The sequence below is a fragment of the Streptomyces sp. NPDC059695 genome (assembly GCF_042733785.1).
Lineage (GTDB): Bacteria > Actinomycetota > Actinomycetes > Streptomycetales > Streptomycetaceae > Streptomyces.
Genome location: NZ_JBHWFF010000067.1, coordinates 1 through 16350, shown reverse-complemented (window position 1 = coordinate 16350; position 16350 = coordinate 1). Strand labels below are relative to the sequence as shown.

Here is a 16350-nt window from a genome sequence, read left to right as displayed (position 1 = left end):
CCCGGCGCGCGCGGCGGGGGGGCGGGCGCCGGCCGCCGCCGCCCCGGCCCCCCCCCCCCCCCCCCCGCGCGAGAAGAAACCGAACCGCTACGTCGTGCGGCGTCGCCGCGCCCCCGGCCGCCGCTCACTCGGCCGCGTCACCGGATCCCCCGCCTCCAGCGCCGACTCCCGGCGCCGCAGGCCGAAGTCCGCCAGTGCCTCGGCGAGCTTGTGGACGGAGGGTTCGGGCGACAGGACGTCGACCCGGAGCCCGTGCTCCTCGGCCGTCTTGGCCGTGGCGGGACCGATGCAGGCGATCACGGTCACGTTGTGCGGCTTGCCGGCGATGCCGACGAGGTTCCGCACGGTGGAGGACGAGGTGAAGAGCACGGCGTCGAACCCGCCGCCCTTGATCGCCTCCCGCGTGTCCGCCGGCGGCGGCGAGGCCCGTACGGTCCGGTAGGCGGTGACGTCGTCGACCTCCCAACCGAGCTCGATGAGGCCCGCGACCAGCGTCTCGGTCGCGATGTCGGCGCGCGGCAGGAAGACGCGGTCGATCGGGTCGAAGACCGGGTCGTAGGGCGGCCAGTCCTCCAGGAGGCCGGCCGCGGACTGCTCGCCCGAGGGCACGAGGTCCGGCTTCACACCGAAGTCGACCAGCGCCGCGGCGGTCTGCTCGCCCACCGCCGCGACCTTGATGCCGGCGAAGGCGCGGGCGTCGAGCCCGTACTCCTCGAACTTCTCGCGCACGGCCTTGACCGCGTTCACCGAGGTGAAGGCGATCCACTCGTACCGTCCGGTGACGAGCCCCTTGACCGCCCGCTCCATCTGCTGCGGGGTCCGCGGCGGCTCGACGGCGATGGTCGGCACCTCGTGCGGCACCGCGCCGTACGAGCGCAGCTGGTCGGAGAGCGACGCGGCCTGCTCCTTGGTGCGCGGCACGAGGACCCGCCACCCGAAGAGCGGCTTCGACTCGAACCACGACAGCTGGTCGCGCTGCGCCGGGGCGCTGCGCTCGCCGACCACGGCTATGACCGGCCGGTGGCCCTCGGGCGAGGGGAGGACCTTGCCCTGCTTGAAGACCTGGGCGATGGTGCCGAGCGTCGCGTTCCAGGTGCGCTGGCGCGTCGTCGTACCGGCGATGGTCACGGTGAGCGGGGTGTCCGGCTTACGGCCAGCCGCCACCAGCTCACCGGCCGCCGCGGCGACCGAATCCAGGGACGCGGACACGACGACGGTGCCGTCGGAGGCTCCGACCTCGGCCCAGCACCGCTCGTCGGCGGTGCGGGCGTCGACGAAGCGCACGTCGGTGCCCTGCGCGTCGCGCAGCGGCACACCGGCGTACGCGGGCACGCCGACGGCGGTGGCGACGCCGGGGACGACCTCGAAGGGGATGCCCTCGGCGGCGCAGGCGAGCATCTCGGCTCCCGCGTTCCCGTCGAGTCCGGGGTCGCCCGTCACCGCACGGACGACCCGCCTGCCGCCCCTCGCGGCCTCCATGACAAGATTGGCCGCATCCCTCAACACGGGGACACCGGCGGTTGTTGACGCCTCGTCAACAACCGTCAGCTCAGGCGTGCTCACCCCCGCGCGCGCATGGCCGCGAACGACCTCGAGCACCTCCGGCTCGGCGATCAGGACGTCCGCCCCCGCGAGGGCCTCGACGGCCCTGAGGGTCAGCAGTCCGGGGTCGCCCGGGCCTGCGCCGAGGAACGTCACGTGCCCATGGCCCGCGAAGGCCGGGGACAGGGGGCTGGTGGTCGGGCTGGTGGGGCTCAAAGTGCTCGCTCCCCCATAAGACCGGCCGCACCCTTGGCGAGCATCTCGTCCGCGAGTTCGCGTCCGAGCGCCAGGGCCTCGTCGTGCGAGGTGGGTACGGGTCCGGTGGTGGACAGCTGCACCAGCGTCGAGCCGTCGGTGGTGCCGACGACGCCGCGCAGGCGCATTTCGGTGACAACCTGCCCGTGACCGGGGTCGTCGGCCAGCAGGTCGGCCAGCGCACCCACGGGTGCGGAGCAGCCGGCCTCGAGGGCGGCGAGCAGGGATCGCTCGGCGGTCACGGCGGCCCGCGTGTGCGGGTCGTCGAGCGGCGCGAGCGCGGCGACGAGTTCGGTGTTCGACGCCGGGCATTCGACGGCCAGGGCGCCCTGGCCGGGTGCGGGCAGGACGGTGTCGACGGCCAGCGGCTCGGCGGACAGGCCGCCGAGGAGCTCGTCGGTCCTGCCGATGCGGTTGAGTCCGGCCGCGGCCAGGACGACCGCGTCCAGCTCGCCCTCGCGGACGTAGCCGACACGGGTGTCGACGTTGCCGCGGATGGGGACGCAGGTGATGTCCAGGCCGTGGCTCCGCGCGTAGGCGTGGAGCTGCGCCATCCGCCGCGGGGAGCCGGTGCCGACGCGCGCACCCTTGGGCAGCGTGTCCAGCGTGACGCCCTCGCCCGCGATCAGTACGTCGCGGGGGTCCTCGCGGCGCGGGATCGCGGCCAGCACCAGATCGGGGTGCTGGGCGGTCGGCAGGTCCTTCAGGGAGTGCACGGCGAAGTCCACCTCGCCGGCGAGCAACGCGTCGCGGAGCGCGGCGACGAAGACGCCGGTGCCGCCGATCTGCGCCAGGTGCTCCCGGGAGGTGTCCCCGTACGTCGTGATCTCCACGAGCTCGACGGGCCGGCCGGTCAGCTGCCGGACGGCGTCGGCCACGTGCCCGGACTGGGCCATGGCGAGCTTGCTGCGCCTGGTCCCGAGCCTCAGTGCCCTCTCGGTCATACTCGCCCTCGGTTCTTGACGTCGGCGTCATTCAGGTCGGCCCGGCTGACGGAAGCCACCGTCTCCGGGTCGAGGTCGAAGAGTGTCCGCAGCGCGTCCGCGTACCCGGCTCCGCCGGGCTCGCTGGCCAGCTGCTTGACCCGCACGGTCGGCGCGTGCAGGAGCTTGTCGACCACGCGGCGCACGGTCTGGGTGATCTCGGCGCGCTGCTTGTCGTCGAGGCCGGGGAGGCGGCCTTCGAGCCGGGCGACCTCGCCGGCGACCACTTCGGCGGCCATCGTGCGCAGGGCGACGACGGTCGGGGTGATGTGGGCGGCGCGCTGGGCGGCGCCGAAGGCGGCGACCTCGTCGGAGACGATGCCCCGGACCTGGTCGACGTCGGCGGCCATGGGGGCGTCGGCGGAGGCCTCGGCGAGCGACTCGATGTCGACGAGCCGGACACCGGGGATGCGGTGGGCGGCGGCGTCGATGTCGCGGGGCATGGCGAGGTCGAGGAGGAAGAGCGGGGTGCGGCGTCCCCGGGCGGCGTCCTCGACGGCCTCGCCGGTGAGGACGAGTCCGGTGGCGCCGGTGCAGGAGACGACGACGTCGGCACGTGTCAGTTCGTCGCCGACGGCAACCATCTCGACCGCGCGTGCGGCGGCTCCCGCGCCGCCGGGCTCGTTCAGGATCTGCGCGAGCCGCTCGGCGCGGGTGAGGGTGCGGTTGGCGATGACGATCTCGGACACGCCGGAGCGCGCGAGCGTGGCGGCGGCGAGCGAGGACATCGAGCCGGCGCCGATGACGAGGGCGCGCTTGCCCTTGGCCCAGGTCTCGACGTCCGTGTCCTGGGCGAGCTGCTCCAGGCCGAAGGTGACGAGCGACTGCCCGGCCCGGTCGATCCCGGTCTCGCTGTGGGCGCGCTTGCCGACCCTCAGGGCCTGCTGGAACAGGTCGTTGAGGAGCCGGCCGGCGGTGTGGAGGTCCTGGCCGAGGGCGAGGGTGTCCTTGATCTGGCCGAGGATCTGGCCCTCGCCGACGACCATGGAGTCGAGGCCGCAGGCCACCGAGAAGAGGTGGTGGACGGCCCGGTCCTCGTAGTGCACGTAGAGATAGGGAGTGAGCTCGTCCAGGCCGACGCCGCTGTGCTGCGCGAGCAGCGTGGACAGCTCGGCGACCCCGGCGTGGAACTTGTCCACGTCGGCGTAGAGCTCGATGCGGTTGCAGGTGGCCAGGACGGTGGCCTCGGCGGCCGGTTCGGCGGCGAGGGTGTCCTGGAGGAGCTTGGCCTGGGTGTCCGCCGGCAGCGAGGCCCGCTCCAGGATGGAGACCGGGGCGCTGCGGTGGCTCAGTCCGACGACGAGGAGGCTCATGCCGGCATCACCGCGGGGACGTCCCCGTCGGGTCCCTTGCGGCCGGTGCCGCCCGCGGCGCCGCGGGGGGCCGGGGGCGCGACGGCGGAGGCGTCGGTGTCGGCGCCCGCGTCGGGGGCGTCCTCGGCGCTGGTCTCCTCGCCGGCCTTCCGCTGCTCGTGGAAGGCGAGGATCTGCAGCTCGATGGAGAGGTCGACCTTGCGGACGTCGACGCCGTCGGGCACGGAGAGCACGGTCGGGGCGAAGTTCAGGATGGAGGTGACGCCGGCGGCCACGAGCCGGTCGCAGACCTGCTGGGCGACGCCGGCCGGGGTCGCGATGACGCCGATGGAGACGCCGTCCTCGTGGATGATCTTCTCGAGGTCGTCGCTGTGCTGGACGGGGATCCCGGCGACCGGCTTGCCGGTCATGGCGGGGTCGGCGTCGATGAGCGCGGCGACGCGGAAGCCGCGGGAGGCGAAGCCGCCGTAGCCCGCGAGGGCGGCGCCGAGGTTGCCGATGCCGACGATGACGACGGGCCAGTCCTGGGTGAGCCCCAGCTCGCGGGAGATCTGGTAGACGAGGTACTCGACGTCGTAGCCGACACCGCGGGTGCCGTACGAGCCGAGGTAGCTGAAGTCCTTGCGCAGCTTCGCGGAGTTGACCCCCGCCGCCGCCGCGAGCTCCTCGGAGGAGACCGTGGGTACGGAGCGCTCCGAGAGCGCGGTGAGTGCGCGCAGATACAGCGGAAGCCGGGCGACGGTGGCCTCGGGAATTCCTCGGCTACGGGTCGCCGGTCGGTGAGTTCGGCCAGTTGCCACGGTGCTCCTGCGGGATGAGCGGGGCTGCAGGCGGCCGTGTGTCACAAGACCGCCCCGTCGAATGCAGGCTATGTCTTTGTGAACGCGTGCACAAAGATGGTGTCCGTTTTGTCTGCCCAAAGTGACCGGGGTCACGCGGCCGGTTCGTATCGTCGTGGAACCGCGGAGTGCGTCAGCGCGTTGAGAACCCGAAGGGGGCAAAGCCGCACACTCTCCTCACGATGCCGCCCCCGAAACCCAACAAAACGTCCATGATGGTAACCGCCTTTCGGTCAGGCACCCAGTTCGCGCCGGAGCCGGTCGGCGTCGACACGCCAGAAGGTGTGCTGTTCACCGTCGATCAGGACCACGGGGATCTGCTCCCAGTACGCCCGGTGGAGCTCCTCGTCCCGGGTGATGTCCTTCTCCTCCCAGGATGCTCCGGTCTCCGCGCAGACGGCCTCGACCACCGCGCGTGCGTCGTCGCAGAGATGGCATCCCGGCTTGCCGATCAGCGTCACCGTGCGCGACGGGGCGTCCCTCTTCTTCGTACGTCCGAACATGGCGTCCATTGTGGCGCCGGGGCGCCGGGTAACAGGGGAGTACCCCACTGTTCACACCACGGCATCCTCACAAGTCGGGAAGTACCGAACAGACTGGCTATGCTCAACGGCATGGCCGCTCTGGGATGGCTCACCCCCCGTAGGCGCTCCGCCACCGCGCGCAGCGTCCTGGCAGGCGAGGCCGCCGCCGAGGCGGCGCGCAAGTCCTCGCTCCAGCTGGAACAGGAGCGCGAGGAGTCCGCCGCGGCCGAGCCCGAGGCCGCCGAGCCCGAGTTCCCGGTCGTCGGCGACGTCCGCGCGGCCGCCTTCTTCGACCTCGACAACACCGTGATGCAGGGCGCCGCGATCTTCCACTTCGGCCGCGGCCTGTACAAGCGGAAGTTCTTCCAGCGCCGTGAACTCGCGCGCTTCGCCTGGCAGCAGGCCTGGTTCCGGCTCGCCGGCGTCGAGGACCCCGAGCACATGCAGGACGCCCGCGACAGCGCCCTGTCCATCGTGAAGGGCCACCGGGTCTCCGAGCTGATGTCGATCGGCGAGGAGATCTACGACGAGTACATGGCCGACCGCATCTGGCCCGGGACCCGCGGCCTCGCCCAGGCGCACCTGGACGCCGGCCAGAAGGTCTGGCTGGTCACGGCCGCCCCGGTCGAGACGGCCACGATCATCGCCCGGCGCCTCGGTCTGACCGGCGCGCTCGGCACGGTCGCCGAGTCGGTCGACGGCGTCTACACGGGCCGGCTGGTCGGCGAGCCCCTGCACGGTCCGGCCAAGGCCGAGGCGGTACGGGCCCTCGCCGCGGCCGAGGGCCTCGACCTGGGCCGCTGCGCCGCGTACAGCGACTCGCACAACGACATCCCCATGCTGTCGCTGGTGGGCCACCCGTACGCGATCAACCCGGACGCCAAGCTCCGCAAGCACGCGAAGGACCGGGAGTGGCGGCTGCGCGACTACCGGACCGGCCGCAAGGCCGCCAAGGTGGGGATCCCCGCCGCCGCGGGCCTGGGCGCGCTGGCCGGCGGCACCGCCGCCGCGGTCGCCCTGCACCGCCGCCGTCACTGACGCACCGCCCACGGCTCCCGCGGCCCGGCGCGCCGCCGTCCTGCCGATACGTTTCGGCTGCGATCATCTGCGACAACCCCGGACCAGGCGTGCTCACCCGTCCGTGGTCGAACAGCACCGGCCAGGTCGACTCCCCGGCATTCGGGCCTCCTTACCCCGCAGCGGCCCCGATCACTCATCGGTCCCGCACTTGAGCACAACGCATCGCCCGCCCAGTCACATTCGGAAGCAAAGCGATCAACAACTGGTCACGAACTGCACCTTGATGCGACTACAAGCAGTAACAGATACGACGGAACCGGTGATTTGAGCAACTGGGTGTAGCGCTGCCTGTACGAAGCGTTATTCTCCTCAGACGCACAAAGGACCCCTCACGTCGCCACGACGGGTGAACGGTCCCGCACTGCACGTGATGGAAGCTCTGCCTCTGGGAGTCCCGTGTACCCACACGTCGGGGTTGACGCCTCGGGCCTGGCTACGCTGCGCGCAACGGTCCTCGACCACTTGCGCGGCTTCGTCCCCACCGCGTACGCCGGCCCTGTCCCCGCCTTCGCCTTCGCCGCACCGGCACCCGCCGGCCCTTGCTACGCCCTGGCCGACGGCGGTGCCGCCGTGAGCAGACGGGGCGCCCGCTCCGGCTCCGGAACCTCGACGACCGCCCGCCGTCCCACCGCGGACAGCGACAGCGCCCGCATGATGGACCTGGTCGAGCGCGCCCAGGCGGGCGAGGCCGAGGCCTTCGGCCGCCTGTACGACCAGTACAGCGACACGGTCTACCGCTACATCTACTACCGCGTCGGCGGGAAGGCGACGGCGGAGGACCTCACCAGCGAGACGTTCCTGCGCGCCCTGCGCCGGATCTCCACCTTCACCTGGCAGGGCCGCGACTTCGGCGCCTGGCTGGTCACCATCGCGCGGAACCTGGTCGCGGACCACTTCAAGTCCAGCCGCTTCCGCCTCGAAGTCACCACCGGCGAGATGCTCGACGCCAACGAGGTCGAGCGCAGCCCCGAGGACTCCGTCCTGGAGTCCCTCTCCAACGCCGCACTCCTCGACGCGGTCCGCCGCCTCAACCCCCAGCAGCAGGAGTGCGTCACCCTGCGTTTCCTGCAGGGCCTCTCGGTCGCCGAGACCGCCCGGGTCATGGGCAAGAACGAGGGGGCGATCAAGACCCTCCAGTACCGGGCCGTCCGCACCCTCGCCCGCCTCCTTCCGGACGACGCCCGCTGACCGGTCCGCGCCCCCCACACGCGCTCCCCTGCCCCGCTCCGCGCCCCCACGCCCCCCTCTCCCCCCACATCCCCACGACCCCTGCCCAACTCACAGTCGGTGACGCCCCGATGTCGCACTGGTCCGATCATCCTTCGCGCGTAACCCAAGTGCCGCGCCGCTCGTTGTGCGGGATGCAGGCTCCCTGTGGTCACGCCATGTCCGCAGCCACTCACTCTTTCGTGTGGATGCGCTCAAGGTGTGCAACCTTCCGGACACCCCGGGGAGTCGACCGTCATGACGAGAGGAGGTGCCGCCAGTGATCGCGAACGTATCGGCGCACCGGCGGGCGAACGCCTTCGCCCAGGCCCTGGAGGACCGGGCGTCCGAGGACGCGGCGGCCGAGCAGCCCGAGGCCCCGGCGGAACCGGCCGAACCCGCCGGACACGGACGACTGTTGGCCTTGGCGAACGGCCTCGGCGAGCTGCCGAAGCCACAGCTCGACCCCGAGGTCAAGGTGGTGCAACGAGCCCAGCTCGTCGCCGCCATGGAAGCGATGCTCATGGAAGGGGGCGCCGGCGCGGGCCCAACGGTTCCGGAGCAGCGCACGTCCGCCGGCAAGGGAGCCCACCGGGCTTCCCCACTCCGGAAACTGCGCCCGCGGTCCCGCTGGACCAAGGGCCTCGCCGCCGGCGGCCTCACGGTCGGCGTGGCTGCGGGCGCCTTCGGCGGAGTGGCCGCCGCCAGCTCCGACGCCCTTCCCGGTGACTCGCTCTACGGGCTCAAGCGGGGCATGGAGGACATCAAGCTGGGCATGGCGGACGACGACGCGGACCGCGGCGGCATCTACCTCGACCAGGCCTCCACCCGCCTCAGCGAAGCCCGCAGGCTCATGGAGCGCGGCCGCGCCGGGGAGCTCGACCACGAGTCCCTCGCCGAGATCCGCCGTGTCCTGGGCGGGATGAAGCACGACGCCGCCGAGGGCCACCGGCTCCTCCACGAGGCGTACGAACGGGACGGCGAGATCGGCCCGATGGCCCGGCTCAACTCCTTCGCCCAGGCCCACCGGGACACCTGGAACGGCCTCCGCGACCGGCTCCCCGTCCAGCTGGCGGACGTCGGCAGCGAGGTGACGGACGTCTTCGACGCCATAGACGAAGAGGTCGAGCCGCTCCAGTCGATGCTGCCCCGCACCCCCGAGAGGGGCGCGGTCGGCTCCACGGGGCCGAGCGGCGGTCCCCGCACCCCGGGCACCACCCAGGGCACGGCGACCCAGCACCCCCACACCGGTCAGCAGTCGTCCCCTCCGGGCAGCCACCCGGCCTCGCCCCATCCGTCCGGGCCCAGCACGGGAACCACCCCGAGCACGGGCGGCGGCACGGACTCTCCCGAGGACGACGGCCTGCTCGGCGGCAGCGCCGGCGGACTGCTCAAGCCCTCCCCGACGGGCACACCGACGGCACCCACCGAGGGTCAGCCGACCCCGGACATGCCGGACGTGACCCTTCCGCCACTCCTGCCGGGCCTGCTTCCGGGCCTCGGCATCGACAGCGAGGACGCTCGCTGACACGGAGAAGGGGCGCCCCCACGGACGGGGGGCGCCCCTTCTGCCATGCCTGTTCTGCCATGCCCGCGGGCGCGGCGGCGGTCAGAAGAAGACCGACCGCCGCTGCACCAGCAGCTTGTAGAGCGTGTGCTGGATCTGCTCCCGCACCTGATCCGTCAGGTTGAACATCAGCATCGGGTCCTCCGCCGCCTCCGGCGCGTACGAGTCCGTCGGGATCGGCTCCCCGAACTGGATCGTCCACTTCGTCGGCAGCGGCAGCGCCCCGAGCGGCCCCAGCCAGGGGAAGGTCGGAGTGAGCGGGAAGTACGGGAAGCCGAGCACCCGCGCCAGGGTCTTGGCGTTCCCGAGCATCGGGTAGATCTCCTCGGCGCCCACGATCGAGCAGGGCACGATCGGCACCCCGGCCCGCAGCGCCGTCGAGACGAAGCCGCCCCGCCCGAACCGCTGGAGCTTGTAGCGCTCCCCGAAGGGCTTCCCGATCCCCTTGAAGCCCTCCGGCATCACGCCGACGATCTCGCCCGCCCGCAGCAGACGCTCCGCGTCCTCGGCACAGGCCAGCGTGTGCCCCGCCTTGCGGGCCAGCTCGTTGACGACCGGCAGCACGAAGACGAGGTCCGCCGCGAGCAGCCGCAGGTGCCGTCCCGCCGGATGGTTGTCGTGGACGGCGACCTGCATCATCAGCCCGTCCAGCGGCAGCGTCCCGGAGTGGTTGGCGACGATCAGCGCCCCGCCCTCGGCCGGGATGTTCTCGACGCCCTTCACCTCCACCCGGAAGTACTTCTCGTACAGCGGGCGCAGCAGTGACATCAGGACCTGGTCGGTGAGCTCCTCGTCGTAGCCGAACTCGTCGACCTCGTACTCCCCGGTGACCCGTCGACGCAGGAACGCGAGCCCGCCCGCGAGCCGCCGCTCCCAGCCGCTCCGGCCCCCCGCGTCCGGCTCCGCACCGGGCCCCGGATCGGGAGCCGGTCCGGGAGCAGGTCCGGAGGCAGGTCCTGAGGCCGGTCCGGAGGGCCCGGCGGGACCGGGCACCCTCCCCCGCTCCCCGGGCTCCCGCGGCGCCTCCTCGGCCCCCGGCAGGGCCCGTACGGCCGCCGCCTCGCCCTCGGCCCTGGCGGGCCGCCGGCGGGCCCGTGAGCGGTCGTCGTCGAACGGAATGACCTTGGCGTCCGCCATCGCAGTCGGGTCTCCTCAGGCGCCGTGGTGAAGGGGGGAAGCGTCAGTGGTGCCGAGACGCCCGGCGAGCCGGTCCACCGCCCCGGCGAGCAGCTCGGGCGGCAGCAGCCCCGGCCCGCGGCCCCGCGCGAAGTCGGCGAGCGCCTCCGCCGTCGAGTAGCGCGGCGAGAAGCCGAGGACCTCCCGCGTCTGGACCGTCGAGACGACCCGGCCGTGCGTGAGCAGCCGGATCTGCTCGGGTGCGAAGTCGGTGATCCCGACCGTGCGCAGCGCCGTGCCCACCCAGGTGACCGCGGGCAGCAGCACCGGCACCGTCGGCCTCCCGAGCCGCCGCGCGCACTGGGACAGCAGCAGGACCCCGTCCCCGGCCACGTTGAAGGTGCCGCTGTTCTGGGTCGCCCTGCGGGGCTCGTGCGCCCCCAGGCGCAGGACGTCGACGACGTCGTCCTCGTGGACGAACTGGAGCCGGGGGTCGTAGCCCAGGACCGTCGGCAGCACCGGCAGCGCCAGGTACTCGGCGAGCGGGGAGTCGATCCGGGGCCCGAGGATGTTCGCGAACCGCAGCACGCACACCGCCACGTCCGGCCGGCGCCGGGCGAAGCCCCGGACGTACCCCTCGACCTCGACGGCGTCCTTCGCGAAGCCGCCGCTCGGCAGGGACTTCGCGGGCGTCGTCTCGGTGAAGACGGCCGGGTCCCGGGGCGCCGAGCCGTAGACGCTCGTACTGGACTTGATCACGAGCCGCCGGATCCGCGGCGACTTCTGGCAGGCGCCGAGGAGCTGCATGGTGCCGATGACGTTGGTCTCCTTGACCGACGTCCGGCCGCCGCCGCCGAGCGCCGTACCGGTGACGTCCAGATGGACCACCGTGTCGACGTCGTGCTCGGCGAGGACCTTGGCGATCTCGGGCCGGCGGATGTCCGCCCGCACGAACTCGGCGGCGCCGAGCTGGTGCGCCGGGTCGACCGCGTCCACGGCGACCACCCGCTCCACTTCCGGGTCCCGCTGGATCCGCCGCACGAAGCGGCCCCCGAGATGCCGGGCGGCACCGGTGACGAGCACGACCTTGCCCAAGATCAGCGCCTTCCGTCCGTCTTCCGTTGGTCGCCACCGTAGCGCCTCGAGATTTCCACGGGATAAAAGCGTGGCCCTCCACCGCGAACGGTGAAGGGCCACACTTGATGCCGAACGCTGCGAAGCAGCTGTCGCCTTACTTCTTGTTGCGACGCTGAACGCGCGTGCGCTTGAGCAGCTTGCGGTGCTTCTTCTTCGCCATCCGCTTGCGCCGCTTCTTGATAACAGAGCCCACGACTACCCTCGCTCACTTCTCGGAACATCCCCGCCTCCCGGCGGGGATCGGTGCGGGGCGTCTGGGCCCACACGACCTACGTCGGCCTAGCCTACCGTCCCGGGGACCGGGCTCGTACTCCGAGGGCCGTTCAGGGCTCCGGCTTCGTCGGCCGCGCGCTCGCTACGCGGTCCCCACCCCCACGAAGGACTCCCGCAGGTACTCGTGAACCGCCTGTTCCGGCACCCGGAAGGACCTGCCCACCCGGATCGCCGGCAGATGACCGCTGTGCACCAAGCGGTACACGGTCATCTTGGAGACGCGCATCACCGAGGCGACTTCCGCCACGGTCAGAAACTTGACCTCGTTGAGAGGTCGTTCGCCAGCAGCCATGACCCACCTGTACCTTCCGCCGCGACGCCCACCGGCTTCCCCTCCGGTGACTCTTCGTCGCCGAGCGCTCACGCTCCAGACTAGGGGCGGGTGGTACGAGTGGGGAAGAGGAGCTGCCATCGGCCGTTTACCGTGACAGACACGCTCGATTGAGTACATAGCGCGTCAGCGGGAGGTACGAGGCGGAGCGCACGCCGTCGTCAAGCGGAACGGCCACCGACACCTGCCCCTCCGCCTCACCGACGAACAGCGCCGGATCATCCGTATCGGCCAGACCGATGGCCTCGATACCCAGCTGACCTGCCCCGCAGACCCATCCGTGGTCCCCCACCACCAGCTCCGGCAGCGGCCCGCCACTGTCCGCCGCACTCTCCAGAGCGGCCCTAACCGGCAGCGGCGAGTGGGAGTGCGCCCCCGGCACACGCCCCCCGCCGGACGGCCCGGGCTCCCGGACCAGCGCGACCCCGCGTACGTAGTCGAGGAGGTACGTACGTACGCCGAACCGGGTCGTTATGTCGACACATCGCCCCTGCGCCGGTGTGAGGACAAGACATCCCGCCGCCGACAACGCGTCTGCGAGAGCGACGTAGAAACCGAGCAGACGGTGCGGATGGCCCGTCCCGAGGAGCACCGGAACCCGCCGCGCCGCCGCGGCCCCCAGGCGCGCCGCGAAGGCGTCGAGCCCCCGCACCGTCCGCTCCGGATCGATGACGTCCGGCCCCGACCGGTGCGCCGGATCCCCCGACACCCCGCACTTGTCGGCCATCAGCCGCAGCAGACCGGCCTCGTCCCACCCCCACGCGGGGTCGAGCCCCAGCAGCACCCGCGGATCACGCGCGGCGAAGAGCCGATAACTCCGCAGGTTCTCCTCCCGCGAGGTCGCCACCCTGCCCGCCAACCCCGCCGCCAACAGATGCGCCCGCAGCGCCCCGGTACTCCGCACCCACCCGATGCTGCCGGAACACCACCACCCCGGGATCCAAACCTCCCGGACACCCCACAGTCGGCGTAACACCCGGGAAAACGTTCCAGCGGCCGAGCCCTAGGCCAGCAGCCCCCGCAGCGGAAACGCCGCCTTCCGCGTCGCCAGCACCGCCTGGTCGAGCCGGTCCGCCGGGTCGTACCCCTCGGACCAGTCCCGGAAGCCCACCGGCCACCGCCCGTCCGTCATCCGCGCCGGACCCGGCTGCCGGGTCCGCGCGTACGCCTCGTCCCGCCAGGACGCCGGGATCACCGACTCCGGATCCACCGGAGCGTGCGCCGCGATCCCCACCAGATGCGTCCACGACCGCGGCACGACGTCCACCACCGCGTACCCGCCGCCGCCGAGCGCCAGCCAGCGGCCCTCCGCGTGCTCGTGCGCGAGCTCGTGACAGGCCTCCTGCACCGCCCGCTGCGCGTCCAGCGACACCGCCAGGTGCGCCAGCGGATCCTCGAAGTGCGTGTCCGCCCCGTGCTGCGTCACGAGCACCTGCGGCCGGAAGTCCGCGAGGAGCTCCGGCACGACCGCGTGGAAGGCCCGCAGCCACCCCGCGTCCCCCGTCCCGGCCGGCAGCGCCACGTTCACGGCCCCGCCCTCACCGGCCCCCGCCGCACCCGTCTCCTCCGGCCAGCCGGTCTGCGGGAACAGCGTCCGCGGATGCTCGTGCAGCGAGACCGTCAGAACCCGCGGGTCCTCCCAGAACGCCGCCTGCACCCCGTCCCCGTGGTGCACGTCCACGTCCACGTACGCGACCCGCTCCGCGCCCAGTTCGAGCAGCCGCGCGATCGCCAGCGAGGCGTCGTTGTAGATGCAGAAACCCGAGGCGGCCCCCGGCATGGCGTGGTGCAGCCCCCCGGCGAAGTTCACCGCGTGCGCGGCCTCCCCCCGCCAGACCGCCTCGGCCGCGCCCACCGACTGCCCGGCGATCAGCGCCGACACCTCGTGCATCCCGGCGAACGCCGGATCGTCCACGGTGCCGAGCCCGTACGCCTGGTCCGCGTGCCGCGGATCGGCCGAGGCCGCCCGCACCGCCGCCACATAGTCCTCGCGGTGCACCAGCCGCAGCGTCGAGTCCCCGGCCGGCTTGGCCGCCACCACGTCCACCGCCCGGTCGAGCCCGTAGGCCCGCACCAGCGACATCGTCAGCGCGAGCCGTACCGGATCCATCGGATGCTCGGACCCGAAGTCGTACTGCGTGACAGCTTCATCCCACATCAACCGTGCGCGGCCGCTCATGCCCGCCACCGTATCGGGCCTCGCGCGAACCGAACGACGTGGCGTACACCACCGTGACGAGCACCAGCACCATCGGCACCAGCATGGCCCCCCGGTAGCTCCACGCGTCCCCGAGCGCCCCCACGAGCGGGGAACCCACGAGGAACCCGACGTAGTTGAAGACGTTGAGCCGCGCGACCGCCGCGTCACTGGCACCCGGGAACAGCCGGCCCGCCGCGGCGAAGGTCTGCGGCACGATCACGCTCAGCCCCAGCCCCAGCACCGTGAACCCGGCGATCCCCGCCCAGGCCCCCTGCGACACCGCGACGACCGCGAACCCCAGCCCCGCGAGCACCGCGCCCGCCCGGACGACCAGGACGGCCCCGAACCTCCGCACCCCGAAGTCCCCGACGGCCCGCCCCAGCAGCGTCGTCACCATGTACGCGTTGTACGGCACGGTCGCCAGCTCCTCCGAGCTGCCGAGCACGTCCTGGAGGTACTTGGCGCTCCAGTTGGAGACCGTCGAGTCCCCGATGTACGCGAAGGTCATCACGAGGCAGAGCGGCAGCAGCAGCTTGAAGACCACCCCGCTGCCCCTGCCGGCCTCCCCCGTCTCGTCCGCCGCCGGATCCCCGCCGCCCACGTACCACCGGCTGCCGACGAGGACGACGGGCAGCAGAACGGCCACCACCGGCAGGTACGACACGAACAGCGACAGGTGCCAGTGCGCCCCCACCCAGGCCATCGAGGCCCCCGCGATCCCGCCGAGGCTGTACGAGGCGTGGAAACCGAGCATGATGCTCCGCCCGTACGCCCGCTGGAGACTCACGCCCAGCATGTTCATGGACGCGTCCAGGGCGCCCACGGCGAGGCCGAAGAGCCCCAGGGCGATCGCGGCGTGCCAGAGCTCGGACCCCAGGCCCACGGCCAGCAGGGCCAGCAGCACGAACGGCTGCGCCCACCGCAGCACCAGCGCCGGCCCGACCCTGGCGACGACCTTCTCGGTCACCACGCTCGCCACGCCCGCCAGGATCGGGACCGCCGCCAGGAAGGCGGGCAGCAGCCCGTCCGAGATCCCGTACTGGTCCTGGATCGCCGGTATTCGCGTCACGAGCAGGGCGAAGGTGACCCCCTGCACGAAGAAACTGACCGCCAGGGATCCCCGCCCACGCCGCAACCGTGCATCCGTCATGGCGGCACAGCGTACGGCCGGAAACTACCGCTGGGTAGATGGATCACGTCCCCAAAATCGCGGGAAGCCCGTCCATCCTGTCGAAGAAGCCCTTGGCCCCCGTGAGCTTGGCTTCCGGGGTCATCGCGGTGAAGCCGTAGACGTCCATCCCGGCGGCCAGGGCGGCCTGCACCCCGGGCCCGCTGTCCTCGACCACGACACACCGCTCGGGCGCGACACCCATCCGCTCGGCGGCGTGGAGGAAGAGGTCCGGCGCCGGCTTGCCCCGCCCGACGTCCTCGGCGCTGAAGATGGTCTCGTCCGTGAACCAGACGTCGAGCCCGGTCTTCCGGTGACCGACCCTGATCCGCTCGTGGCTCCCGGAGGAGGCCACACAGTACGGGACGCCGGCCGCGGCGAGCCCCTTGAGCACGTCCCCGGCCCCGGCCACGACCTCCAACTCGGCCTGGAACGCCGCGAACACGCGGGCGTGAAAGACATCGTCGAAGTCCGCGGGCAGCTTCTCCCCGCTCCGCTCCTCGACGAGCTCATGGATGGTGTGCATGGCCGAGCCCATGTAGTCGCGCACGGACTCCTCGTACGTGGTGGGGTGCCCGAGTTCCGTCAGAAAGCCGGCCAGCAGGGTGTTGGAGATCGGCTCGCTGTCCACGAGCACACCGTCGTTGTCGAAGATGACCAGGTCGTATCTCATGACCACAGCCTAGAACGCAAAAATGCCTCAACCCCCGGACAGGGTCCGGGGGTTGAGGCTAAAAATTGTTCGGCGGCGTCCTACTCTCCCACAGGGTCCCCCCTGCAGTACCATCGGCGCTGAAAGGCTTAGCTTCCGGGTTC

Annotated in this window: 16 protein-coding genes and 1 rRNA gene; 3 read left to right on the top strand and 14 right to left on the bottom strand. The window is 72.2% G+C overall.

The genetic code is table 11. The features are described 5' to 3' along the window. Positions 1 to 87 precede the first annotated feature (87 nt). The 5 genes from ACFV2S_RS37530 to ACFV2S_RS37510 form a co-directional block, all read right to left on the bottom strand. Positions 88 to 1758 (bottom strand): uroporphyrinogen-III synthase, encoded by a 1671-nt coding sequence (locus tag ACFV2S_RS37530; RefSeq protein WP_383798715.1) that lies wholly within the window; start codon positions 1756 to 1758, stop codon positions 88 to 90. Then, positions 1755 to 2741 (bottom strand): hydroxymethylbilane synthase, encoded by a 987-nt coding sequence (hemC, locus tag ACFV2S_RS37525; RefSeq protein ID WP_385570740.1) that lies wholly within the window; start codon positions 2739 to 2741, stop codon positions 1755 to 1757. The genes ACFV2S_RS37530 and hemC overlap by 4 nt, the downstream gene beginning before the upstream one ends. After that, the gene (locus ACFV2S_RS37520) at positions 2738 to 4093 is read right to left on the bottom strand and encodes a glutamyl-tRNA reductase (RefSeq protein WP_385570737.1); all 1356 of its coding nucleotides are present in this window, start codon (positions 4091 to 4093) and stop codon (positions 2738 to 2740) included. Before ACFV2S_RS37520 ends, hemC begins: the two co-directional genes overlap by 4 nt. Beyond that, on the bottom strand, positions 4090 to 4893 hold the full coding sequence (locus ACFV2S_RS37515; protein ID WP_385570735.1) for a redox-sensing transcriptional repressor Rex: 804 nt from the start codon (positions 4891 to 4893) through the stop codon (positions 4090 to 4092). Before ACFV2S_RS37515 ends, ACFV2S_RS37520 begins: the two co-directional genes overlap by 4 nt. Positions 4894 to 5165: 272 nt before the next feature. Next, the gene (locus ACFV2S_RS37510) at positions 5166 to 5444 is read right to left on the bottom strand and encodes a glutaredoxin family protein (protein ID WP_385570733.1); all 279 of its coding nucleotides are present in this window, start codon (positions 5442 to 5444) and stop codon (positions 5166 to 5168) included. 102 nt (positions 5445 to 5546) lie between these two features. Between ACFV2S_RS37510 and ACFV2S_RS37505 the strand changes: the two genes are divergently transcribed. From ACFV2S_RS37505 to ACFV2S_RS37495, 3 genes are all read left to right on the top strand, one after another. Further along, on the top strand, positions 5547 to 6494 hold the full coding sequence (locus ACFV2S_RS37505) for an HAD family hydrolase (RefSeq protein ID WP_385570730.1): 948 nt from the start codon (positions 5547 to 5549) through the stop codon (positions 6492 to 6494). Between the two features lie 438 nt (positions 6495 to 6932). Continuing rightward, positions 6933 to 7724, top strand: coding sequence for an ECF subfamily RNA polymerase sigma factor, BldN family (locus tag ACFV2S_RS37500; protein ID WP_385570727.1), 792 nt, complete (start codon positions 6933 to 6935; stop codon positions 7722 to 7724). 298 nt (positions 7725 to 8022) lie between these two features. After that, on the top strand, positions 8023 to 9270 hold the full coding sequence (locus ACFV2S_RS37495; protein WP_385570725.1) for a DUF5667 domain-containing protein: 1248 nt from the start codon (positions 8023 to 8025) through the stop codon (positions 9268 to 9270). Between the two features lie 81 nt (positions 9271 to 9351). Here ACFV2S_RS37495 and ACFV2S_RS37490 read toward each other — a convergent pair whose 3' ends face one another. The 9 genes from ACFV2S_RS37490 to rrf all read right to left on the bottom strand — a co-directional run. Continuing rightward, positions 9352 to 10446: a lysophospholipid acyltransferase family protein gene (locus ACFV2S_RS37490; protein ID WP_385570723.1), complete on the bottom strand. Its 1095-nt coding sequence runs from the start codon at positions 10444 to 10446 to the stop codon at positions 9352 to 9354. 15 nt (positions 10447 to 10461) lie between these two features. Next, entirely contained in the window at positions 10462 to 11520 is a 1059-nt protein-coding gene (locus tag ACFV2S_RS37485; RefSeq protein ID WP_383797204.1) for an NAD-dependent epimerase/dehydratase family protein, read from the bottom strand. Between the two features lie 136 nt (positions 11521 to 11656). Continuing rightward, on the bottom strand, positions 11657 to 11755 hold the full coding sequence (locus tag ACFV2S_RS37480) for a 30S ribosomal protein bS22 (RefSeq protein ID WP_003948845.1): 99 nt from the start codon (positions 11753 to 11755) through the stop codon (positions 11657 to 11659). Positions 11756 to 11917: 162 nt separating this feature from the next. Further along, complete coding sequence (locus ACFV2S_RS37475) at positions 11918 to 12127, bottom strand: helix-turn-helix domain-containing protein (protein ID WP_015034391.1); 210 nt, start codon at positions 12125 to 12127, stop codon at positions 11918 to 11920. Between the two features lie 127 nt (positions 12128 to 12254). Continuing rightward, positions 12255 to 13070, bottom strand: coding sequence for a phosphatase (locus ACFV2S_RS37470; RefSeq protein WP_385570720.1), 816 nt, complete (start codon positions 13068 to 13070; stop codon positions 12255 to 12257). Positions 13071 to 13169: 99 nt separating this feature from the next. Further along, positions 13170 to 14345: an acetoin utilization protein AcuC gene (locus tag ACFV2S_RS37465; protein ID WP_385570718.1), complete on the bottom strand. Its 1176-nt coding sequence runs from the start codon at positions 14343 to 14345 to the stop codon at positions 13170 to 13172. Continuing rightward, positions 14314 to 15516, bottom strand: coding sequence for an MFS transporter (locus tag ACFV2S_RS37460; protein WP_385570715.1), 1203 nt, complete (start codon positions 15514 to 15516; stop codon positions 14314 to 14316). The genes ACFV2S_RS37465 and ACFV2S_RS37460 overlap by 32 nt, the downstream gene beginning before the upstream one ends. A 43-nt stretch (positions 15517 to 15559) precedes the next feature. Continuing rightward, complete coding sequence (locus ACFV2S_RS37455) at positions 15560 to 16207, bottom strand: HAD family hydrolase (RefSeq protein ID WP_385570712.1); 648 nt, start codon at positions 16205 to 16207, stop codon at positions 15560 to 15562. Positions 16208 to 16274: 67 nt separating this feature from the next. Continuing rightward, positions 16275 to 16350: ribosomal RNA gene (gene rrf, locus ACFV2S_RS37450) — 5S ribosomal RNA — on the bottom strand; the annotation flags it as partial.